Genomic DNA, 20,883 nt, shown 5'->3' with positions numbered 1-20,883 from the left:
ATCAAGTCTTCACCGGCCAGTCATCCGAAAAGCCCCGACCTTCAATGCTTTGACGATAGGCGCAAGATCGGAGCGATCGAGCTTGGCAATTAGGGCCGATAGACCGACCGGACGCAACGTTCTTGGCCAAGTGCCTGAGAACGCATCGGCAAGTGCTTCGCCAGCCGAGTCTGCCGCCCGCGTCGCGCTGTCGCGGTCGGACAGATGCGCCGCGAGATCGGCCAGCGCCCACCCCCGCCCCGCCGGCGTGAGCAGCGGCGAGTCGCCGCCGAGCAGCCTGCCCGCGGCGGCGAAGAGCCCCTCCCCCCGCGCCCGCGCATGCGTGTCGAGCGCCGCGGCATCGATCGGGTCGGCGACGATCAGCGCCTCCCAGCCGTCGATCATCGTCGCCAGCAGGGCGCCGGATACGCCCTGGGGCAGCAACAGCCGTTGCAGCTCGCGGAGCAGCGGTTCGGCGGGTGCGGGCGCATCGTCGAGCCGGGGCAGCGCGTCGTGCCACCAGGTCAGCCGCATCTGCCCGACCAGCGGCTCCCGCGTGGTGCGGACGATATCGGCGAGCCGCGCGTCGAGCGCGAACAGCGCGGCCATCGCCGGCCGCATCGCCCTCGACACGGCGAGCAGCGCCAATGCGGTTCCATCCGGATCGGATTCGTTAACCATGCCGTTTGAGAGTGATTTCATACCAGGGGGTTAACCGGGACTATCCCAGTAAACAAACGTGAGCCGTGTTTGGCGATGCGCATCTTTCGCAATCGGTCTCGATCAGGATTTCTGTCCCGGCTGCGGCGCGACCGGGCCGGCAATACGCTGGCGATCATGGCGGCGGCGATGATTCCGCTGATCGGTTTCGCCGGCTCGGCGGTCGATATGGCACGGCTGTACGTCGTCAAGGTGCGGCTGCAACAGGCGTGCGACGCCGGCGTGCTCGCCGGGCGCAAGGCGATGACCGACACGCAGATGTCGACGCCGGTCGATGACGCCGCGAGCAAACAGGCCTCCGCCTTCTTCTACAACAATTTCCGCCCCGGCTGGTACCAGAACCGCAACATCAGCTTCACCACCAGCAAGGCATCAGTCAACACCACCCCCGGCGTCGCCAATGCGATGGGCGGCGTCGCGCAGACGACGGTGCCGATGGCGCTGATGGGATTCTTCGGCATCGGCGCGCAGACGCTGACGGTCAATTGCCAGGCGATCTTCGACGTCGGCGATGCCGACGTGATGTTCGTGCTCGACGTGACCGGGTCGATGACCTGCTATCCCTACGATTCGACGACCTGCAACAACGGCACGGAAAAGCCCGCCACCACCTCTAATGGCACGACGACCTATTCGAAGATCGAATCGCTGCGCCAGTCGGTGCTGCTGTTCGACAAGACGATGCGGACGAGCGCCGATCCCTCGACGCATATCCGCTACGGGTTCGTACCTTACGCGTCGTCGGTCAACGTCGGCCGGCTGATCCCGTCGCAATATATGCAGGGCAGCTGGACCTATCAGAGCCGGCATCTGTCGCCGCTCACCGGTACCGGCGGGGTGCTGGCCGGCGACTATGCGTCCGGCGATACGAAAGCGGTCTCGCTGACTGGCGTGCCGAAGGCGATGTGCGTCGATCAACGTTATCCAAGCAGCGGCTTCAGCAAGACCGGTCCGGACTGGAGCACCAGCTATCCGCAGGCGATGAAATATTACAACACGAGCTGGTCCTCCTCCTCCGGCGGAACCTGCTCGGGTCGCGAACAACCCTTGCGCCCCTATTGGCGGTTCGAGCCGGTGCAATGGGACGTCTCCTCCTATCTGACGACGCTCACCGGCGGCACCGTCGCCGATCCGACCCGGTTCGACGGGTCGACCAGCGCCTGGTCGGGGTGTATCGAGGAACTCAACACCTCGACCGCGAGCAGCTTCGACGTCAACAATCTCCCCGACGACCTCAACCCGGACAGCATTCCCAGCCTGTCGACCAACAAGTGGCGGCCGATGTGGCCGGACGTCGAATGGTGGCGCGGGGCGAACCGGACCTACGTCGACGTCGCCGACGAGAACATCAACGAAAACAACCTCAATTACCGCGCCGGGACCACGCTCGCCAACAACGCTTATGCCGCCTGCGTGCCGAAGGCGCAGCGTCTGGCGGTGATGACGGCGCAGCAGGTCAACGATTACGTCTACGACAGCAGCTTCAAGGCGTTCGGCGGCACCTACCACGACACCGGCATGATCTGGGGCGTGCGGCTGCTCGCGCCGAAGGGCGTCTTTGCGGCGGATACCGCGGCGTGGCCCGGGCGGCCGGCGCCGTCGCGCAACATCGTCTTCATGACCGACGGGACGATGTCGCCGAATGGCCAGATCTACGGCCAATATGGTGTCGAGGACATGGACAACCGGACCGGCTCGGCGAGCAACGACTCGCGCGATTATGCGACACACACCGCACGTTTCCGCATCGAGTGCGATGCGGCGAAGAAGCGCGGGATCAGCATCTTCGTCGTCGCGCTCGGCACGTCGATCACCAGCGACCTGACGTATTGCGCGTCACCGGGACAGGCGTTCCAGGCGAGCAGCACCGATGCGCTGAAGAGCGCGTTCCAGACGATCGCCCAGCGGCTGGCGATGCTGCGGATCAGCCAGTGAAGTCGCCCCGCCCCCCCCTCGCCGCGGATCGGCGCGGCGCGACTTTGGTCGAATTCGCCTTCGTCGTCCCGGTCATGCTGCTGCTCATCATGGGACTTGGTGACCTCGCCTATTTCGCCTATATGCAGGCGACGCTGACCGGCGCGGTGCAGAAGGCCGGACGCGACGGCACGATCCAGACCAACGCCTCGACCGACGCGGGGACGACGCTCGACCAGCGGGTAATGAGCCAGGTCAACCGCATCGCCAAGAACGCGACCGGGACCTCGTCGCGCAAGAGCTTCAGCCAGTTCGGCTATATCGCGCCCGAGCCCTTCTCCGACGACAATCAGAACGGCGTCTACGATGCCGCGACCGAATGTTTCACCGACGTCAATGGTAACGGCTTCCGCGACATCGATCCCGGTATCACCGGCCAGGGTGGTGCGAATGACGCCGTCGTCTATACGATGACGGTCCAGTTCAACCGCATCTTCCCGATCGCCAGCCTGATCGGCTGGCCGAAGCGCGCGACGATCAGCGCGTCGACGATCCTCAAGAACCAGCCTTATGCCTCGCAGGCCGGCACCACCGTGCAGCAGGTGTGCCCGTGACGCGCCGGCGAATGCGGCACCTGCTCCGCGCGACCCGCGGCGTCGCGCTGATCGAGTTCGCGCTGACCATGCCGCTGGTGCTCGGCGTCGGCGCGTGGGGGACGGAGATGGCGTGGCTGGCGATCACGCATCTGCGCGTCAGCCAGGTCGCGCTCAACCTCGCCGATACCGCGTCGCGGGTCGGGCTGCTCGGCGCTTCGAACATCACCCAGTTGCGCGAGGCGGATATCGCCGACGTACTGACCTCGGCGCGGTTGCAGGGCGCGGCGCTCGATCTGACCAATCGCGGGCGGATCACGATATCGAGCCTCGAACAGCAGACGGCGGGCTCGCAATATCTCCACTGGCAGCGCTGCCTCGGCATGCGCAGCGGCACCGGCTATGATTCGAACTACGACCGCAGCAACGGGACGATGGATCGCGGCGACGGCGTCGGCACCTCCCCCTCCAGCGCCGGCGTCGCGATGCCGAACGGCATGGGCGACACCGCCGCGACGCGGGTCAGCGCGCCGGTCGGATCGGGCGTGATGTATATCGAGGTGAGCTACGATTATAAGCCGGTGTTCAGCACCTATTGGGTGCCGGGCGGCGCCTCGGCCACGCGAATCCGCTACACCGCATCCTATGTGGTGCGCGACCGCCGCGACTTTAGCCAGATCTACAATCCGAGCCCGGCGGCGACGCAGTATTTCTGCGACCTATATACGGCGAGTTGATCGGATTTGATTGTGGGGCGCAGGTAAGATCATTGGGATCATCATCCCGCGACGCAGACCCGCAGCCGGGGTGACCCATCATTCGAAGCGGTTAGGTCAGGCCGGACTTGTTCCGGCATCCACCCGTCCGCAAGGGCATGAGCCGGTAGTTGGGCGGGACGGTGAACACCGGAACAGGTCCGGGGTGACGGCGTGTCGGGCGACGGTGAGGCTTGAGCAAAGGCTCACGCAACCGGACACGTCACCGTCCGAGTGATCCAACGGCTTTTGCCACCAAAGCCCTACTTCTCAGGCGAAAGCATCGGCGAGCCGCCCCCGCCGGAAAACGCCCCCTCCCGCAAGGGAGAGGGGGCGCCTGTCTCAGACGATCTTCTTCACCGTGGCGACGACGCGCCGAGCGTCGATCAGCGCCTTTTTCTCGAGATTGGCGGCATAAGGCAGCGGCACGTCCTCGTTGGTGACGCGCAGCACCGGCGCGTCGAGATCGTCGAACGCCTCTTCCATCACGATCGCGGTGATCTCCGACGCGATCGAGCAGGTCGGCCAGCCTTCCTCGACCACCACCAGGCGGTTGGTCTTGGCGAGGCTGTTCAGCACCGTCTGCTTGTCGAGCGGGCGCAGCGTGCGCAGGTCGATGACCTCCGCCTCGATCCCCTCGCCTGCCAGCGTCTCGGCGGCTTCGAGCGCGAGGCCGACGCCGATCGAATAGCTGACCAGGGTGACGTGCTTGCCCTCGCGCATGATCCGCGCCTTGCCGATCGGCAGGACGTAATCGTCGAGCTTGGGGACTTCGAACGAGCGGCCGTACATCAGCTCGTTCTCGAGGAAGACGACCGGATCTTCCGACCGGATCGCCGCCTTGAGCAGGCCCTTGGCGTCCGCCGCGTCATAGGGCGCGATGACGATCAGGCCGGGGACGCTGGCATACCAGGGCGCATAATTCTGGCTGTGCTGCGCGCCGACGCGGCTCGCCGCACCGTTGGGGCCGCGGAAGACGATCGGGCAGCGCATCTGGCCGCCCGACATATAGTTGGTCTTGGCCGCCGAATTGATGATGTGATCGATCGCCTGCATGGCGAAGTTGAACGTCATGAACTCGATGATCGGCTTGAGCCCGCCCATCGCCGCACCGGTGCCGACGCCGGCAAAGCCATATTCGGTGATCGGCGTGTCGATGACGCGGCGGTCGCCGAATTCATCGAGCAGGCCCTGCGTCACCTTGTACGCACCCTGATATTGCGCGACCTCCTCGCCCATCACGAAGACGCGGTCGTCCTTGCGCATCTCTTCCGCCATCGCGTCGCGCAGCGCTTCGCGGACGGTGGTGCGGACCATTTCGGTGCCGGCGGGGATCTCGGGATCGCGCCTGCCGTCGTTGCTCGCCGCATCGAACAGCTGGCGCGCGCCCGTCTCGACCTTCTCCTGCGCCGGGTGCGCCGAATCCTCGACCTTGTCGGCCGGCTTCTGCTCGTCCGCCTGGGCGTCGCCCTTGGCGCTGTCGTCCTTGGTGGCGGGGGCGGCGACCGAATCGGCGCTCTCGCCCTCTTCGAGCAGCAAGGCGATGACGTCGCCGACCTTCACATTGTCGGTGCCTTCGGCGATGACGATCTTGCCGATCGTCCCTTCGTCGACCGCCTCGAACTCCATCGTCGCCTTGTCGGTCTCGATCTCGGCCATGATGTCGCCGGACTTGACGCTGTCACCCTCTTTCACGAGCCATTTGGCGAGCGTGCCTTCCTCCATCGTCGGGGAGAGCGCGGGCATCTTGATCTCGATCGCCATCTCAGTACGTCTCCACCAGCACGTCGGTATAGAGTTCGGCCTCATCGGGCTCGGGCGTGCTCTCGGCGAAATCGGCGGCTTCGTTCACGGTCTTGCGGATCTCTTGTTCGATGGTCTTGAGGTCGGCCTCGCCCACCCCTTGCGCTTCGAGCAGCTTCTTGACGTGCTCGATCGGATCGGACTTGTCGCGCACCCCCTGCACCTCCTCGCGGCTGCGGTATTTGGCGGGGTCGGACATGGAATGGCCGCGATAGCGATAGGTCTTCATCTCGAGGATGACCGGCCCCTTGCCCGCGCGCACCCAGGCGAGCGCCTCCTCGGCGGCACCGCGGCAGGCGAGCACGTCCATGCCGTCGACCTGGATGCCGGGAATGCGGAAGCTTTCGCCGCGGCGATACAGCTGGTCCTCGGCCGAGGCGCGGTTGACGCTGGTGCCCATGGCATACTGGTTGTTCTCGATCACGAAGATGATCGGCAGCTTCCACAGCTCGGCCATGTTGAAGCTCTCGTACACCTGGCCCTGGTTGGCCGCGCCGTCGCCGAAATAGGCAAGGCAGACGCCGCCGTCGTTGCTGTACTTGTGGCCGAAGGCGAGGCCGGTGCCGAGGCTGACCTGCGCGCCGACGATGCCGTGGCCGCCGTAGAACTTATGTTCGGTCGAGAACATGTGCATCGAACCGCCCTTGCCGCGGCTGATGCCGGCGGCACGGCCGGTCAGCTCGGCCATGATCACCTTGGGGTCGATGCCGTAGGCGAGCATATGGCCGTGATCGCGATAGCCGGTGATCACCGAATCCTTCTCGCCGTCGAGCGCCGACTGGAGGCCGACCGCAACCGCTTCCTGGCCGATGTAGAGGTGGCAGAAACCGCCGATGAAGCCGAGACCATAAAGCTGGCCCGCCTTCTCCTCGAACCGGCGGATCAGCAGCATGTGCTTGTAGAAGTCGAGCAATTGCTCCTTCGTCGCCTCGAACGGCTTGGGATCGGCGGGGCGCTCGCGATTGGTGAGCGGTACGGCGGGAGGAGCAGGCGATTTGGCCACGGATTACCTCAACGGTCCTGGGGATGTGGCGCTGCCTATAGGCCTCCTTCCGCCCGAACATCAATTCCCTGGGTCGCGATGGTGCGTGACGAAAGCTTGCCGCCCGGATCATGGGCATGGACGCGGGCGAGCGCCTCGCCTTCCAGCTTGGCGAGATCGGCGAGCGTCTGGTCGAGCGTGTCGCGCTGCTGCTCCAGCTCGGTGATCCGCTGGCGGACGCGTTCGGCCAGCGCGCGCATCTGTTCGAGATGCTGCGGGTCGGCATCGTAGAGGTCGAGGAATTCGGCGATGTCGGTCAGCGAAAAGCCGAGCCGCTTGCCGCGCAGGATCAGCTGCATCCGCGCGACCTCGCGGCGGCGATAGACGCGCGTCGTCCCGATGCGGGACGGTTCGATCAATCCCTTGTCCTCGTAGAAGCGCAGGGTGCGCGGGGTGACGCCGAGCATGTCGGCCACCTCCTGAATCCCCTGCAGCTCGCCGCCGTCGTGCATAGACTCCCCCAATCAGCCGGCGTGCTGTGCCGCCTTGGCCTCTTCCTCGGCGACGAGCTCTTTTTTGGAAAGCTTGCCGATCAAGGTCTTGGGCAGAGTGTCGCGGATTTCCACCTCGCGGGGAAGCTCGATCTTGCTGATCTTGTCGCGCAGGAAATCGCGCAAGGCCGCGCCGGTGACGGCGGGATCGTTGACCACGACGAACGCCTTGGGGCTCTGGCCGCGATGCGGATCGGCGACGCCGATCACCACCGCCTCGACCACCGCGGGATGTTCGTAGAGCGCCTCCTCGATGACGCGCGGATAGACGTTGTAGCCGCCGCACAGGATCATGTCCTTGATCCGGTCGACGATGAACAGATAGCCGTCGGCGTCGAGATAGCCGACGTCGCCGGTGCGCAGGCTGCCGTCGGCGAAGGCGGCCTGCGTCTCGGCGGGCTTGTGCCAATAGCCGCTCATCACCTGCGGGCCGCGCGCGCAGATTTCGCCCTTCTCGCCCGCCGGCATGATCCGCGTCGGATCCTCGCGGTCGCGAATCTCGATCGTCGTGCCCGGAAAGGGCAGACCGGCCGAGCCTTCCTTGTTGACGCCCACGAACGGATTGCAGGTGATGATCGGCGAGGCTTCGGACAGGCCATATCCCTCAACCAGCTTGGCGCCGGTATGCGCCTCGAACGCATGGCGCACCTCGACCGGCAGCGGCGCACCGCCCGAGATGCAGACCTTGATCGCCGACAGATCGGGCCGCTCGCCGGCGGGCAGGTTGGCGAGTGCGTTGTAGATCGTCGGCACCGCCGGAAAATAGGTCGGCCGGGTACGCTTGAGCGTCGCCAGCAGCTGCTTGAGCTCGAAGCGCGGCAACAGGATCATCTCCGCCGCGACCAGCGTCGAGAAGGTCAGCACGTTGGTCAGCGCGAAGACGTGGAACAGCGGCAGCACGCCGAGCACGCGGTCCTGCTCGGGCACCTCGCCGCCGCAATGGACCAGCATCGCGTCGGTGTTGGCGACGATATTGGCGTGGCTGAGCATCGCCGCCTTGGGCACGCCGGTGGTGCCGCCGGTATATTGCAGCACCGCCACCTCATGCGGATCGACCGCGACGGCGCGCGACGTACCGCCCTTCGCCATGAAGGCGCGGTAATAGAGATGCTGCACGCTCGCCGGAGCGTGGCCGATCTCCTTGCGCTTGACCAGTCTGTAGCCGAACCGCTTGAGCCCGGGCAGCACGTCGGCGATCGGGCAGGTGATGACGTGGCGGAGGCCGGTCTCGCCGGCGACCTTGAGGACGCGCGCCTGGATTTCGGCGATGTCGCAGGTGACGATGATCTCCGCGCCGGAATCCTCAATCAGATGGGTGAGCTCGCGCTCGACGTAGAGCGGGTTGACGTTGACGACGATGCCGCCCGCCTTGAGCGTCGCGAAGAAGAACACCGGATAATAGGGCGTGTTGGGCAGGCACAGCGCGACCCGCGTCCCCTTGACGACGCCGAGCGCCTGCAGCGCCGCCGCGGCCCGCTCGACATCGGCGCCCAGCGCGCCCCAGCTGGTGATCCGACCCATGAAGTCGACCGCGGGCCGACCGTGGAAGCGCTGCACCGACCGGTCGAGCAGGTCGCCGAGCAGGCGGGGTTGGGCGGTGAGCGGCGCGCCATGGCGGATCGCCAGCGAAGGGGTCTGCGATGCGCTCGACTCTCGGCTCGCGGTGTCGCTCATCCGTCTATCCTCTCATCTTCTGTCCCGAGCATATTGTCCGCTCGCGTCACTTGACGTAATGGGAAGGTATCGCACCTATACGGCATCCCGCAAGTCTCGGATGCCTGCAAAGAGAGGATTCCATGACCAACGTCGTCATCGCCGGTTATGCGCGCTCGCCCTTCCACCTCGCCGGCAAGGGCGCGCTCGCCCGCGTCCGCCCCGACGATCTCGCCGCGCAGACGATTCGCGGGCTGATCGAGAAGACCGGCGTCGATGCGGCGGCGATCGAGGACATCATCCTCGGCTGCGCCTTTCCGGAGGGCGAACAGGGCCTCAACGTCGCGCGGCTGATCGGCCTGCTCGCCGATCTGCCGCTGTCGGTCGGCGGCATGACGGTCAACCGCTTCTGCGGATCGTCGATGAGCGCGATCCATATCGCCATGGGCCAGATCCAGATCGGCGCGGGCGAGGCGTTCATCTGCGCCGGCCTCGAATCGATGAGCCGCATTCCGATGGGCGGCTACAACCCCCTGCCCAACCCGGCGCTCGCCAAGGCCAATCCCGGCGCCTACATGGGCATGGGCGAAACGGCGGAGAACGTCGCGACCAAATATCAGATCACCCGCGGCGAGCAGGATGCCTTTGCGGTGAAGAGCCAGCAGAAGGCCGCCGCGGCGCGCACCGACGGCCGCCTTGCCGACGAGATCGTGCCGATCACCACCAAGGCGGGCACGGTCAGCGAGGACGGCACGATCCGCCCCGACACCAATGTCGAGGCGCTCGGCGCGCTCAAGCCCGCGTTCAGCCAGGATGGATCGGTGACCGCCGGCACCTCGTCGCCGCTGACCGACGGCGCCTCGGCCGTGCTCGTCACGTCGGAGGACTTTGCGGTCAAGCACGGCCTCAAGATCCTCGCCCGGATCAAGGCGGTCGGCGTATCGGGGATCGAGCCCGAGACGATGGGCCTCGGCCCGATCAGCGCCTCGCGCAAGGCGCTGGAGCGGGCGGGCGTTGCCGTCGCCGACCTCGACGTGGTCGAGATCAACGAGGCCTTCGCCAGCCAGGCGATCGCCTGCATCCGCGACCTCGGCCTCAAGGACGAGACGATCAACAAGGACGGCGGCGCGATTGCGATCGGCCATCCGCTCGGCGCGACCGGCGCGCGTATCGTCGGCAAGGCGGCGGCGCTGCTCGAGCGCGAGGGCGGCCGCTATGCGCTCGCCACCCAATGTATCGGTGGCGGCCAGGGCATCGCCACGGTGCTGGAGCGCGCATGATGACTGACGCCATTCGCAAAGTGTGCGTGATCGGCGCCGGCGTGATGGGCGCCGGCATCGCCGCGCAGGTCGCCAATGCCGGCGTGTCGGTGCTGCTGCTCGACATTCCGGCCAGGGACGGCGACGATCGCGACGCGGTCGCCAAGGGCGCGGTGGCGAAGATGCTCAAGACCGACCCCGCGCCGTTCATGTCGAATGCCGCGGCGAAGCTGGTCGAGACGGGCAATATCGACGACCACCTCGCCCGCGTCGCCGAATGCGACTGGATCGTCGAGGCGATCGTCGAGCGGCTCGACATCAAGCAGTCGCTCTACGCCAAGCTGGAAACGCTCAAGCGCCCCGGCACCGCCGTCTCGTCGAACACCTCGACCATTCCGCTCGGCGCGCTGGTCGACGGGCGCTCGGACCAGTTCAAGGCCGATTTCCTCATCACCCACTTCTTCAATCCGCCGCGCTACATGCGGCTGATCGAGATCGTCCGCGGCGCGCAGACCGATGCGACGGTGGCGGGACGGGTCGAGGATTTCGTCGATCGCTTCATGGGCAAGCGCATCGTCCGCGCCAAGGACACGCCGGGCTTCATCGCCAACCGCATCGGCACCTATTGGCTCGCCGTCGCGATCAATGCGGCGATGGATCAGGGCCTGACCGTCGAAGAGGCGGACCAGATCGGCGGCCGGCCGATGGGCGTGCCCAAGACCGGTATCTTCGGGCTGGTCGACCTGGTCGGCGTCGATCTGATGCCGTTGCTGTCGAAGAGCCTGTCGTCGACGCTGCCGCAGGGCGACCCCTATTTCGAGACGGTGCGGCCGATGCCGCTGGTCGACAGGATGATCGCCGAGGGCTTCACCGGCCGCAAGGGCAAGGGCGGCTTCTACCGCTTCGACAAGGCGACGCGCACCAAGCTCGCGCTCGACCTTGCCACCGGTGACTATCGCGAGGGGATCAAGCCCGCCGCCTTGCCGCCCAAGGCCGAGAAGGATCTCGCCGCGCTGATCGCGACGCCCGGCAAGGTCGGCGACTATGCCTGGGAGGTGCTCGGCAAGACACTCGCTTATGCGGCGATGCTCATCGGGGAGGCTGCCGACGATATCGTCGCGATCGATGATGCGATGAAACTCGGCTACAATTGGAAGTTCGGGCCGTTCGAGCTGATCGACCGGATCGGCGCCGCGCCCTTTGCCGCGCGGCTGCGCGACGCGGGCCGAGACGTGCCGGCGATCCTCGACGTCGCGGGCGAGCGCAGCTTCTACCGCGTCGTCGACGGCAAGCGCCAGTTCCTCAGCCGCGACGGCGACTATGCCGACGTGGTGCGCGGCGACGGCGTGATGCTGCTCGAGGACATCAAGCTCGGCGTCGAACCGGTGCTGCGCAATGCCTCGGCCGCGCTGTGGGATATCGGCGACGGCGTCGCGGCGCTCGAATTCACCACCAAGATGAACGCGCTCGACGGCGAGATCATGGCGCTGATCCAGCAGGCGATTCCGATCGTCGCAGAGCGGTTCAAGGCGCTGGTGATCTACAACGAAGGGTCGAACTTCTCGGCGGGCGCCAATCTCGGCATGGCGATGTTCGCGGTCGCCGCCGGCATGTGGGGCGAGATCGAAAAGCTCGTCGCCGGCGGTCAGCAGGCAATGAAGGCGCTGAAATATGCCCCCTTCCCCGTCGTGGCCGCGCCCGCGGGCATGGCGCTCGGCGGCGGCTGCGAGGTGGTGCTCCACGCCGATGCGGTGCAGGCGCATGCCGAAAGCTATATCGGCCTGGTCGAATGCGGCGTTGGCCTGTTGCCCGGCTGGGGCGGCAATGGCGAATTGCTCGACCGGCTCGCGCATGCGCCGATGCTGCCCAAGGGGCCGATGCCCGCGGTCGCCAAGGCGTTCGAGACGATCTCGACCGCGCAGGTCTCCAAGTCGGCGGCGCTCGCCAAGGAGATGTTGCTGCTGCGGCCGAGCGACGGCATCACGATGAACCGCGACCGGCTGCTCGCCGACGCCAAGGCCAAGGCGCTGTCGCTGGTCGCGGGCTATGCGCCGCCCGAGCAGCCGACGTTCCGCCTGCCCGGCGAAAGCGGTCAGGTCGGCATCGCCGGCGTGGTCGACGGCTTCCACAAGAAGGGCGTGGCGACCGACTATGACGTCGTCGTCTCGGCCCGGCTGGCGCGCGTCCTGACCGGCGGCGACGCCGATCTGGTCGATGTCGTTGGCGAGGATGACCTGCTCGCGCTCGAGCGCGAGGGGTTCATGGAGGCGGTGCGCGATCCCCGGACGCAGGCGCGCATCCAGCAGATGCTGACGACGGGGAAGCCGCTGCGCAACTGAGCCGTCGCGGTGTCGTGGTTCGGCGGTCCTGATGATCGGTCGGGGCTTCCGCAAACCAACCGACCGTCCTGCTGGGGACGGTCGGGCGACCGCGTCGTCGCGAGGCTTGCTCCAGCCGGCTCCTGGCCTGCGTGAATCGGTGCGCCAGCCCACGGTGCCCCGGCGCAGGCGGCGCCCGGTTTTCTCATCGCAACCGGCCGCCGGCCTGCTTGGCCGCTGGGTTCGAGCCCGCGCGGGAAGACTGGCGTCTCGCGGATGGCCCCCTTTGCGGACGCCCCACCACCCCCGAGTCGCACGCCGCCACGCCGCGATTCGGCCATTCGTGGCACCGCTGCCGCACCCGCCGGACAATCAGCGTGGCGGCGCTTGACTTGCCCCGACAGCGGGTTAACCGGGCCGCAGCTTGCCGTATACGGCATCTGCTTAGCCATTAGGTCATCGTTCATCTTTACGCGGTGATGATGACGGGGCGACCGTACGGATACGGCGTCCGACCAGTGCAAGACCGATGTGCGCGGTGGACCGCGGGCATCATGGAGAGGAGAATGACCATGTCCCTGCTGTTGCTCGGTGCCCTGCTCGCCGCGGCGCCAGACCCCGGTGCGGAGGCCGCGATCGGCCGCTGGAAGACCGAGACGCGCGGCGGCATCGTCGAGATCCAGCGCTGCGGCGCATCGATCTGCGGCCGCATCGTCACGTCGGAGCTGCTGCGTACCCAGCCCGACCTCAAGGACAGCAAGAACCCCGATCCGGCGCAGCGTAACCGCCCGCTCAAGGGCCTGCTGATCCTCAGCGGCTTCACCGCCAGCGGCAACGCCTGGACCGGCGGATCGATCTACAAGGCCGACGACGGCAAGACCTATAAGGCGACGGTGACGCCGCTCACCGCCGACACGCTCAAGGTGCGCGGCTGCGTCTTCGTGCCGCTCTGCAAGACGCAGACCTGGACGCGCATCCGCTGATCCGGCGCCGCCCGCCGCATCCCTCGCACCAGCCCCCTTCCCATCCCTTTCAGAGGAACCCCGCCATGACCTTCCGCAAAACCTCCCTGCTCGCCACCGCGGTGCTCGGCTCGTTCGGCTTCGCCACCGTCGCCCACGCGCAGGCCTTCTACCTTCAGGAACAGTCGGCACGCGGCGCCGGCCGCGCCTTCTCGGGCGAGGTCGCCGACACCGGGCCGCAGTCGCTGTGGTGGAACCCCGCCGCGATCGCCGGGATGGATCACGGCGAGGCGGCGATCAACGCATCGGGCATCCTGCCGCGCGGCAAGGTCGTCAACAACGGCACGCTGGTGCAGCGCACGCCGGCGGGTCAGTTCGCCGCGGTCGGCGGCGACCAGGTCGCGCGCAACCCGATCGACAACGGCCTGCTGCCGTCGGGCGCCGTCGCCGTGCCGTTCGGACCGGTGGCGATCGGCCTTGCCGTGACCTCGCCGTACAGCTTCACCACCGATTATGATTCGACGAGCTGGACGCGCTACAGCGCCACCCGCACCAAGCTCCAGACGATCGACATCCAGCCATCGATCGCGGTCGCGCTGACCGACTGGCTGCGGGTCGGCGGCGGCGCCAATGTCGAACATGTCTATGCCAGCCTCGGCAACGCGCTGCCCAACCTCACCACGACGACGGACGGCCGCCAGAAGCTCGAAGGCGACGGCTGGGATGTGGGCTGGACCGCCGGCGCGCAGATGCACAACGACTGGGCGACGGTCGGCGTCAGCTACAAGTCGCGGATCGAGCATACGCTGAAGGGCGACCTGCTGGTTGAAGGACTGACCGGGCCGCTCGCCACCCGCAACACGACGATCTCGGGGGTCGAGGCGCGCTTCTACACCCCCGCGCAGGTGATCGTCGGCGCCCGCATCCGCGCCACGCCGGCGCTGACGCTCAACGGCCAGGCGGTGCGCTACAATTGGAGCAAGTTCGACGCGATCCGCCTCGGCGCGCCGCTCAATACCGCGCTGCCGGAGAATTATCGCGACAGCTACAGCCTCGCCGGTGGTGTCGATTATGAGATCTCGCCGCGCGTGACGCTGCGCGCCGGTGTCCAGCACGCCACCACGCCGACGCAGAACGGTCTGCGCGACGCGCGCGTACCCGATGCCAACCGCTGGAATTATGGCGCCGGCGGCACCTTCCAGCTGACCCCCAAGTTCGGCATCGATCTCGCCGCCAATTACGTCGACTTCAAGAATGCGTCGATCGATCGCGCGACGCAGGCCTATTCCGGCACGATCGCGCAGACCACCGTGCTGACCAACGGCACGTTGCAGGATGCGCATGCCGTCGTCCTGTCGGCCGGAGCCCATATCGGCTTCTGATGGGAATTCAGGGGTTTCGCCGTCCCGGCGGCGGAACCCCGGCCCTCTTCCGGCGTAGTGAGTCCACGCGATTTTCCGTAGCTAGGCGGGGCCGTCCGGCCCTATGACGATCTGCGACAGCATCCGGGGGCCTCGATGAGCCAGAACGAAATTACCATGTCCCGCCGCGGCGTGATCGCGGGCGGGGCCGTCGGCGTCGCCGCGAGCGCGCTGCCGGCCGAAGCACAGACGCCGCCGCTCGACCAGCGCGCCGCGCCGCCGACGATGCCGGTGACGCTCAAGGTCAATGGATCGACCCACCGGCTCGATCTCGACACGCGCACCACCCTGCTCGATGCGCTGCGCGAGCATTGGAAGCTGACCGGCACCAAGAAGGGTTGCGACCACGGCCAGTGCGGCGCGTGCACGGTGCTGGTCGACGGCCGCCGGATCAACTCCTGCCTCAGCCTCGCGGTGATGCACGACGGCGATTCGATCACGACGATCGAGGGCTTGGGCAAGCCCGACGATCTCCATCCGATGCAGGCCGCCTTCATCAAGCATGACGGCTATCAGTGCGGCTATTGCACGCCCGGCCAGATCTGTTCGGCGGTGGCGGTGCTCGACGAGATCAAACGCGGCGTGCCGAGCCACGTCCAGGCCGATATCGCCACCGCGCCGGCCGTCACCGAGATGGAGATCCGCGAGCGGATGAGCGGCAACATCTGCCGCTGCGGCGCCTATTCCAACATCATCGAAGCGATGCGCGACGTCGCGGGAGCCAAGGCATGAAGGCCTTCACCTATGAGCGCGCGACCAGCCCCGCCGCCGCCGCCGCCGCGGTCGCGGCGCGTCCCGGCGCCAAGTTCATCGCCGGCGGCACCAACCTGCTCGACCTGATGAAGCTGGAGATCGAGGCGCCGGTCCATCTGGTCGACGTCAACACGCTGTCGCTCGACAAGATCGAACCGACTGACAGCGGCGGACTGCGCATCGGCGCCCTGGTCCGTAACACCGACCTCGCCGCCGACCCGCGCGTGCGCCGCGATTACGGCGTGCTGACCCGGGCGATCGTCGCGGGGGCGAGCGGCCAGTTGCGCAACAAGGCGACCACCGCGGGCAATCTGCTCCAGCGCACCCGCTGCCCCTATTTCTACGACACCAACCAGCCGTGCAACAAGCGCAAGCCCGGATCGGGCTGCGCGGCGATCGGCGGCTACAGCCGTCAGCTCGGCATCATCGGCACCAGCGACGCCTGTATCGCCACCTATCCCGGCGACATGGCGGTGGCGATGCGCGTGCTCGACGCGACGGTCGAGACGGTGCAGCCGTCGGGCGCGACACGGCGCATCCCGATCACCGATTTCCATCGGCTGTGGGGCGATACGCCGCATATCGACACCAACCTGCAACCGGGCGAGCTGATCACCGCGGTGACCCTTCCCAAGCCGGTTGGCGGCACGCACATCTACCACAAGGTGCGCGACCGTGCCTCCTACGCCTATGCGCTCGTCTCGGTCGCCGCGATCGTCCAGCGCGACGGCAGCGGCCATGTCGCGATCGGCGGTATCGCGCCCAAGCCGTGGCGGGTCGAGGCGGCGGAAGCAGCGCTGCCGCAGGGAGCCAAGGCGGTGACGCCGCGACTGCTCGCCGGCGCACGGCCGACCAAGGACAATAGCTTCAAGGTGCCGCTGGTCGAGCGGACGCTCGCCGCGGTGCTGGCGCAAGCGAAGGACGCAGCATGAAGTTCGATACGCCCGCCGGGCAGAATCCGATCGATCAGCTCAAGGTGGTCGGCAAGCCGACCGACCGGATCGACGGCAAGTTCAAGACGACCGGCACCGCCCCCTATGCCTATGAACGCCACGACGTCGCCCCCGATGCGGCCTATGGCTATGTCGTCGGCGCCGGCATCGCCAAGGGCCGGATCGCCGGCATGGACCTCGCCGCCGCCAAGGCCGCGCCGGGCGTGCTGACGATCGTCACCGCGGACACCGCCGGCACGCTCGGCAAGGGTGACATGAACACCGCGAAGCTGCTCGGCGGCCCGGCGGTCGATCATTACCACCAGGCGATCGCTCTCGTCGTCGCCGAGACGTTCGAACAGGCGCGCGCCGCCGCGGCGCTGATCCGCGTCGATTATGCGCGCGGACAAGGCCGGTTCGACCTCGACGAGGCGCTCAAGACCGCGCCGCTCAAGGGTGACAGCAGCGGCGAGGGCAGCTCCGCCCCGCCGGTCGACCGCGTCGGCAAGTTCGAACAGGCGTTCGCCGCCGCGCCGGTGCAACTCGACGCGGTCTATGAAACGCCCGATCAGAGCCATGCGATGATGGAACCGCATGCCAGCATCGCCCGCTGGCAGGGCGACGAGCTGACGCTGTGGACCTCGAACCAGATGATCAACTGGGGCAAGGGCGACGTCGCCAAGACGCTCGGCATCCCCAAGGAGAAGGTGCGGCTGATCTCGCCCTATATCGGTGGCGGTTTCGGTGGAAAGCTGTTCGTGCGCGCCGATGCGGTGCTCGCGGCGCTCGGCGCGCGGCAGGCGGGCCGGCCGGTCAAGGTGACGCTGCAACGCCCGCTGATGATCAACAACACCACGCACCGTCCGGCGACGCGCCAGCGCATCCGGCTCGGCGCGGGGAAGGACGGCAAGCTCGTCGCCATCGCGCATGAGAGCGGTTCGGGCGATCTGCCCGGCGGCGGGCCGGAGACGGCGGTGTCGCAGACCAAATTGCTCTACGCCGGCGCCAACCGGCTGACCTCGATGCGGCTCGCCGTGCTGGACCTGCCCGAGGGCAATGCGATGCGCGCACCGGGCGAGGCGCCCGGGTTGATGGCGCTCGAAGTCGCGATGGACGAGATGGCGGAGAAGCTGGGCATGGACCCGGTGCAGTTCCGCATCATCAACGACACGCAGGTCGATCCCGAGAAGCCCAACCGCAAATTCTCGCAGCGGCAGCTGGTCGAGTGTCTGCGCCTGGGCGCCGACAAATTCGGCTGGGCGCAGCGCAGCGCGACGCCGCGGGCGAAGCGCGACGGCGCGTGGCTGGTCGGCATGGGTGTCGCCTCCGGCTTCCGCAACAACATCACGATGAAATCGGGCGCGCGGGTCGGCATCGACCGCAAGGGTCAGGTCACCGTCGCCACCGACATGACCGACATCGGCACCGGCAGCTATACGATCATCGCGCAGACCGCCGCCGAGATGATGGGCGTGCCGCTCGACAAGGTGACGGTGCTGCTCGGCGACAGCAGCTTCCCGACTGCCGCCGGATCGGGCGGCCAATGGGGCGCCAACAGCTCGACCGCCGGCGTCTATGCTGCGTGCATGAAGCTGCGCGAGGCGGTGGCGCAAAAGCTCGGCTTCAACTCGAACGACGTCAGCTTCGCCGACGGTAAGGTCCGCTCAGGGAATCGCAGCGTGCCACTGGCGCAGGCGGCGGGCACCTCGGGCCTGTCGGCGGAAGACAGTATCGAGTTCGGTGACCTGGCGAAGAAGGAACAGCAATCCACCTTCGCCGGCCATTTTGTCGAGGTCGGCGTCCACGCCTATACCGGCGAGATCCGCATCCGCCGCATGCTCGCGGTCTGCGCGGCCGGACGCATCCTCAACCCGAAGTCGGCGCGCAGCCAGGTGATCGGGGCGATGACGATGGGCGTCGGTGCGGCGCTGATGGAGGAGCTGGCGGTCGACAAGCGCTTCGGCTTCTTCGTAAACCACGATCTGGCAAGCTATGAGGTGCCGGTTCATGCCGACATCCCGCATCAGGAGGTGATCTTCCTCGACGAGGTCGATCCGATGTCGTCGCCGATGAAGGCCAAGGGTGTCGGCGAACTCGGCCTGTGCGGCGTCGGCGCGGCGATCGCCAATGCGGTGTACAATGCCAGCGGCGTGCGCGTGCGTGAATATCCGGTCACGCTCGACAAAGTGATCGCCGGCAGCGCGATGATCGCCTGAATCCGGTTCGGGGGCGGACGGCGACTGATCGCCGCCGCTCCCGACGTCGGCGGGCCCTATCGGTCGCCGTGCGTCACCCGCACCCCGGCGACGTGCAGGGGATAGTCGCGATCGTCCTCCGCCATCCAGGTCTTGCCGGCGCGATCGGTGAGATAGAAGCGGCAATAGATGCTGCGATCGTCGGCGAAGCGCAGGCAGACGCGGTCGGGGGTGATCCGATAGCGGCCGGCGGAATCGGGCTTGTCGTTATAGCGCAACTCATAGCCATCGCCGGTCGCGGCGAAATGCTCGACCGGCGGCACCGCGCCGTCTCGCGTCTGGACGCTGCCGCGCACCAGCCGTTCGAGCGCCACGCCGCGCACCAGCGTCATCTGTTCGGCGCCACGGATCGGCACCGGCAGCCGCGGCGGCGCCGGGTCGGGCGCGGACGGGGCGCAGGCGGCGAGCAGCAGCGCGAGGATCGATATCCGCTTCATCCCTCCCCTGTGCCCGACCGCCTGCCCGAGCACAATCGGGCCGCTGCCCCGCTCTTCGGCTCGTGCTTACCCATGATAGAGCTGCACATCAGGCCGATGCGGCGCGGAACCCGTCTCGCCGCTAAAACGCTTGACCGCCGATGACCGATATCTCCCTGCTCTGGCTGCGCCAGGACCTGCGCCTGCACGATCAACCCGCGCTCGTCGCCGCGACGCAGGCGGGGGCGGTGATCCCGGTCTATATCCTCGATGACGATGCCGCGGGTGAATGGGCGATCGGTGGGGCGCAACGCTGGTGGCTGCACCACAGCCTCGCCGCGCTCGGCGATGCGCTGGACGCCAAGCACAGCCGGCTAATCCTGCGTCGCGGGGATTCGGTGACGATCCTGCGTGACCTGATGCAGGAGACGGGCGCGGCGCGCATCCATGCGTTGCGCCACTATGAGCCGTGGTGGCGCAAGGCGGAGGCGGCGCTGGGCGACGCGATCACCTTGTACGACGGCAATCACCTCGCGCGGATCGAGGACATCACCACCGGCAGCGGCGCGCCGTTCCGCATCTTTTCGTCCTTCTGGAAGGCCTTGCAGACGCAATTGCCCCCCGATGCGCCGGTCGCCGCGCCACGCACGTGTCCCGCGCCCGATCACTGGCCGAAAAGCGACTCGCTTGCCGACTGGGCGTTGCTGCCGAGCAAGCCCGACTGGTCGGGCGGTTTTGCCGACTGGAAACCGAGCGAGACCGAGGCGCTGGCCAAGGCGAAGCGCTTCGCCAAACAGGCCGACGATTACGAAAGGCAGCGCAACCTGCCCGCGGCGGATGGCACGTCCCGGCTGTCGCCGCACCTCCATCACGGCGAGATCTCGCCGCGGCAGGTGATTCACGCGCTTGGCGACCATGCCGACGACGGCTTCGTGCGGGAGATCGCCTGGCGCGATTTCACCTCGGGCGTGCTGCTCGCCCTGCCGGATTACGGCACGGTCAATGGCCGCGCCAAGTTCGACGCCTTGCCGTGGCGCGACGATGCCGCCGCCAAGCGCGACCTCAAGGCGTGGCAGCGCGGGCAGACCGGCTATCCGATCGTCGACGCCGGCATGCGGCAATTGTGGCAATCGGGTTGGATGCACAATCGGGTGCGGATGATCACCGCGAGCTTCCTCGTCAAACATCTGCTGATCGACTGGCGTGCGGGCGAGCGCTGGTTCTGGGATTGTCTGGTCGACGCCGATTACGGCAACAACTCGGTCAATTGGCAATGGATCGCCGGCACCGGCGTCGATGCCAATATGTTCAGCCGGATCATGGCGCCGCTCGGCCAGTCGGAGAAGTTCGACGCCGGCGACTATATCCGCCGCTGGGTGCCCGAGCTCGCCGACGTTCCCGACGACGCCATCCACGATCCGGACGAGCATGGTGTCCGCCCCGAGTCCTATCCGGCGAAGATCATCGGCCATCGCGAAGCACGTGAGCGCGCCTTGGCCGCGCAGAAGGCGATGAAGTGAGGCCGACGCGCCAGTATTGATGAACAACGGCGCCGTAACCTGATACCGATCGAGCCGGGATCAGGAAATCCTGGACGGATTATACCGCACCACTGCC

The 20,883-nt window shown here is 67.2% G+C and carries 17 protein-coding genes; 11 read left to right on the top strand and 6 right to left on the bottom strand.

Annotated elements, in window-relative coordinates:
* Positions 1–9 precede the first annotated feature (9 nt).
* Entirely contained in the window at positions 10–660 is a 651-nt protein-coding gene (locus BW41_RS17895; RefSeq protein WP_037536263.1) for a squalene/phytoene synthase family protein, read from the bottom strand.
* A 75-nt stretch (positions 661–735) separates the two neighbouring features.
* Between BW41_RS17895 and BW41_RS17890 the strand changes: the two genes are divergently transcribed.
* Genes BW41_RS17890 through BW41_RS17880 form a run of 3 tightly spaced genes read left to right on the top strand, consistent with a single transcriptional unit; the run spans position 736 to position 3,943 of the window.
* Positions 736–2,634 carry a TadE/TadG family type IV pilus assembly protein gene (locus BW41_RS17890; protein WP_037536261.1) on the top strand — a complete coding sequence of 633 codons (1,899 nt, stop codon included), beginning with the start codon at positions 736–738 and terminating at the stop codon, positions 2,632–2,634.
* On the top strand, positions 2,631–3,227 hold the full coding sequence (locus BW41_RS17885; protein WP_037536259.1) for a TadE/TadG family type IV pilus assembly protein: 597 nt from the start codon (positions 2,631–2,633) through the stop codon (positions 3,225–3,227). Before BW41_RS17890 ends, BW41_RS17885 begins: the two co-directional genes overlap by 4 nt.
* Positions 3,228–3,238: 11 nt before the next feature.
* Positions 3,239–3,943: a TadE/TadG family type IV pilus assembly protein gene (locus BW41_RS17880; RefSeq protein ID WP_037536257.1), complete on the top strand. Its 705-nt coding sequence runs from the start codon at positions 3,239–3,241 to the stop codon at positions 3,941–3,943.
* A gap of 360 nt (positions 3,944–4,303) precedes the next feature.
* Here the strand turns inward: BW41_RS17880 and BW41_RS17875 are convergent, their stop codons facing one another.
* The 4 genes from BW41_RS17875 to BW41_RS17860 are packed head-to-tail and all read right to left on the bottom strand — an operon-like array spanning position 4,304 to position 8,971.
* Complete coding sequence (locus BW41_RS17875; protein WP_037536254.1) at positions 4,304–5,725, bottom strand: pyruvate dehydrogenase complex E1 component subunit beta; 1,422 nt, start codon at positions 5,723–5,725, stop codon at positions 4,304–4,306.
* A gap of 1 nt (position 5,726) precedes the next feature.
* Positions 5,727–6,767, bottom strand: a complete 1,041-nt coding sequence (pdhA, locus tag BW41_RS17870) for a pyruvate dehydrogenase (acetyl-transferring) E1 component subunit alpha (protein ID WP_037536253.1) — start codon at positions 6,765–6,767, stop codon at positions 5,727–5,729.
* 35 nt (positions 6,768–6,802) lie between these two features.
* Positions 6,803–7,258, bottom strand: coding sequence for a MerR family transcriptional regulator (locus BW41_RS17865; protein ID WP_051583669.1), 456 nt, complete (start codon positions 7,256–7,258; stop codon positions 6,803–6,805).
* A gap of 12 nt (positions 7,259–7,270) precedes the next feature.
* Positions 7,271–8,971 (bottom strand): long-chain-fatty-acid--CoA ligase, encoded by a 1,701-nt coding sequence (locus BW41_RS17860; protein ID WP_037536251.1) that lies wholly within the window; start codon positions 8,969–8,971, stop codon positions 7,271–7,273.
* A gap of 122 nt (positions 8,972–9,093) precedes the next feature.
* Between BW41_RS17860 and BW41_RS17855 the strand changes: the two genes are divergently transcribed.
* The 7 genes from BW41_RS17855 to paoC all read left to right on the top strand — a co-directional run bounded on the left by BW41_RS17855 (position 9,094) and on the right by paoC (position 18,811).
* The gene (locus BW41_RS17855) at positions 9,094–10,230 is read left to right on the top strand and encodes a thiolase family protein (RefSeq protein WP_037536249.1); all 1,137 of its coding nucleotides are present in this window, start codon (positions 9,094–9,096) and stop codon (positions 10,228–10,230) included.
* The gene (locus tag BW41_RS17850) at positions 10,230–12,548 is read left to right on the top strand and encodes a 3-hydroxyacyl-CoA dehydrogenase/enoyl-CoA hydratase family protein (protein WP_037536468.1); all 2,319 of its coding nucleotides are present in this window, start codon (positions 10,230–10,232) and stop codon (positions 12,546–12,548) included. Before BW41_RS17855 ends, BW41_RS17850 begins: the two co-directional genes overlap by 1 nt.
* 551 nt (positions 12,549–13,099) lie before the next feature.
* Complete coding sequence (locus BW41_RS17845; RefSeq protein ID WP_037536467.1) at positions 13,100–13,510, top strand: DUF2147 domain-containing protein; 411 nt, start codon at positions 13,100–13,102, stop codon at positions 13,508–13,510.
* A 65-nt stretch (positions 13,511–13,575) separates the two neighbouring features.
* A complete protein-coding gene (locus tag BW41_RS17840; protein WP_037536247.1) occupies positions 13,576–14,871 on the top strand; it encodes an OmpP1/FadL family transporter in 1,296 nt (431 codons plus the stop codon).
* A gap of 135 nt (positions 14,872–15,006) precedes the next feature.
* Positions 15,007–15,642, top strand: a complete 636-nt coding sequence (paoA, locus tag BW41_RS17835; RefSeq protein ID WP_037536245.1) for an aldehyde dehydrogenase iron-sulfur subunit PaoA — start codon at positions 15,007–15,009, stop codon at positions 15,640–15,642.
* The gene (locus tag BW41_RS17830; RefSeq protein WP_037536243.1) at positions 15,639–16,595 is read left to right on the top strand and encodes an FAD binding domain-containing protein; all 957 of its coding nucleotides are present in this window, start codon (positions 15,639–15,641) and stop codon (positions 16,593–16,595) included. The genes paoA and BW41_RS17830 overlap by 4 nt, the downstream gene beginning before the upstream one ends.
* Complete coding sequence (gene paoC / locus BW41_RS17825; RefSeq protein WP_037536242.1) at positions 16,592–18,811, top strand: aldehyde oxidoreductase molybdenum-binding subunit PaoC; 2,220 nt, start codon at positions 16,592–16,594, stop codon at positions 18,809–18,811. The genes BW41_RS17830 and paoC overlap by 4 nt, the downstream gene beginning before the upstream one ends.
* A gap of 56 nt (positions 18,812–18,867) precedes the next feature.
* Here paoC and BW41_RS17820 read toward each other — a convergent pair whose 3' ends face one another.
* A complete protein-coding gene (locus BW41_RS17820) occupies positions 18,868–19,287 on the bottom strand; it encodes a hypothetical protein (RefSeq protein WP_037536240.1) in 420 nt (139 codons plus the stop codon).
* Positions 19,288–19,427: 140 nt separating this feature from the next.
* Between BW41_RS17820 and BW41_RS17815 the strand changes: the two genes are divergently transcribed.
* Positions 19,428–20,786, top strand: coding sequence for a cryptochrome/photolyase family protein (locus BW41_RS17815; RefSeq protein WP_037536238.1), 1,359 nt, complete (start codon positions 19,428–19,430; stop codon positions 20,784–20,786).
* Positions 20,787–20,883: the final 97 nt, after the last annotated feature.

This window comes from Sphingomonas sp. RIT328 (assembly GCF_000632225.1).
GTDB classification, from domain to species: Bacteria; Pseudomonadota; Alphaproteobacteria; order Sphingomonadales; family Sphingomonadaceae; genus Sphingomonas; species Sphingomonas kyungheensis.
Note: the sequence above shows the minus strand (reverse complement) of the source record. Positions and strands in the feature narration are given on the sequence as shown.

Coding starts and splice junctions, on each gene's coding strand:
- BW41_RS17895 (WP_037536263.1), bottom strand. CDS start 660: ATGGTTAACGAATCCGATCCGGATGGAACCGCATTGGCGCTGCTCGCC.
- BW41_RS17890 (WP_037536261.1), top strand. CDS start 736: ATGCGCATCTTTCGCAATCGGTCTCGATCAGGATTTCTGTCCCGGCTG.
- BW41_RS17880 (WP_037536257.1), top strand. CDS start 3,239: ATGCGGCACCTGCTCCGCGCGACCCGCGGCGTCGCGCTGATCGAGTTC.
- BW41_RS17875 (WP_037536254.1), bottom strand. CDS start 5,725: ATGGCGATCGAGATCAAGATGCCCGCGCTCTCCCCGACGATGGAGGAA.
- BW41_RS17865 (WP_051583669.1), bottom strand. CDS start 7,258: ATGCACGACGGCGGCGAGCTGCAGGGGATTCAGGAGGTGGCCGACATG.
- BW41_RS17860 (WP_037536251.1), bottom strand. CDS start 8,971: ATGAGCGACACCGCGAGCCGAGAGTCGAGCGCATCGCAGACCCCTTCG.
- BW41_RS17855 (WP_037536249.1), top strand. CDS start 9,094: ATGACCAACGTCGTCATCGCCGGTTATGCGCGCTCGCCCTTCCACCTC.
- BW41_RS17850 (WP_037536468.1), top strand. CDS start 10,230: ATGACTGACGCCATTCGCAAAGTGTGCGTGATCGGCGCCGGCGTGATG.
- BW41_RS17845 (WP_037536467.1), top strand. CDS start 13,100: ATGTCCCTGCTGTTGCTCGGTGCCCTGCTCGCCGCGGCGCCAGACCCC.
- BW41_RS17840 (WP_037536247.1), top strand. CDS start 13,576: ATGACCTTCCGCAAAACCTCCCTGCTCGCCACCGCGGTGCTCGGCTCG.
- paoA (WP_037536245.1), top strand. CDS start 15,007: ATGAGCCAGAACGAAATTACCATGTCCCGCCGCGGCGTGATCGCGGGC.
- BW41_RS17830 (WP_037536243.1), top strand. CDS start 15,639: ATGAAGGCCTTCACCTATGAGCGCGCGACCAGCCCCGCCGCCGCCGCC.
- paoC (WP_037536242.1), top strand. CDS start 16,592: ATGAAGTTCGATACGCCCGCCGGGCAGAATCCGATCGATCAGCTCAAG.
- BW41_RS17820 (WP_037536240.1), bottom strand. CDS start 19,287: ATGAAGCGGATATCGATCCTCGCGCTGCTGCTCGCCGCCTGCGCCCCG.
- BW41_RS17815 (WP_037536238.1), top strand. CDS start 19,428: ATGACCGATATCTCCCTGCTCTGGCTGCGCCAGGACCTGCGCCTGCAC.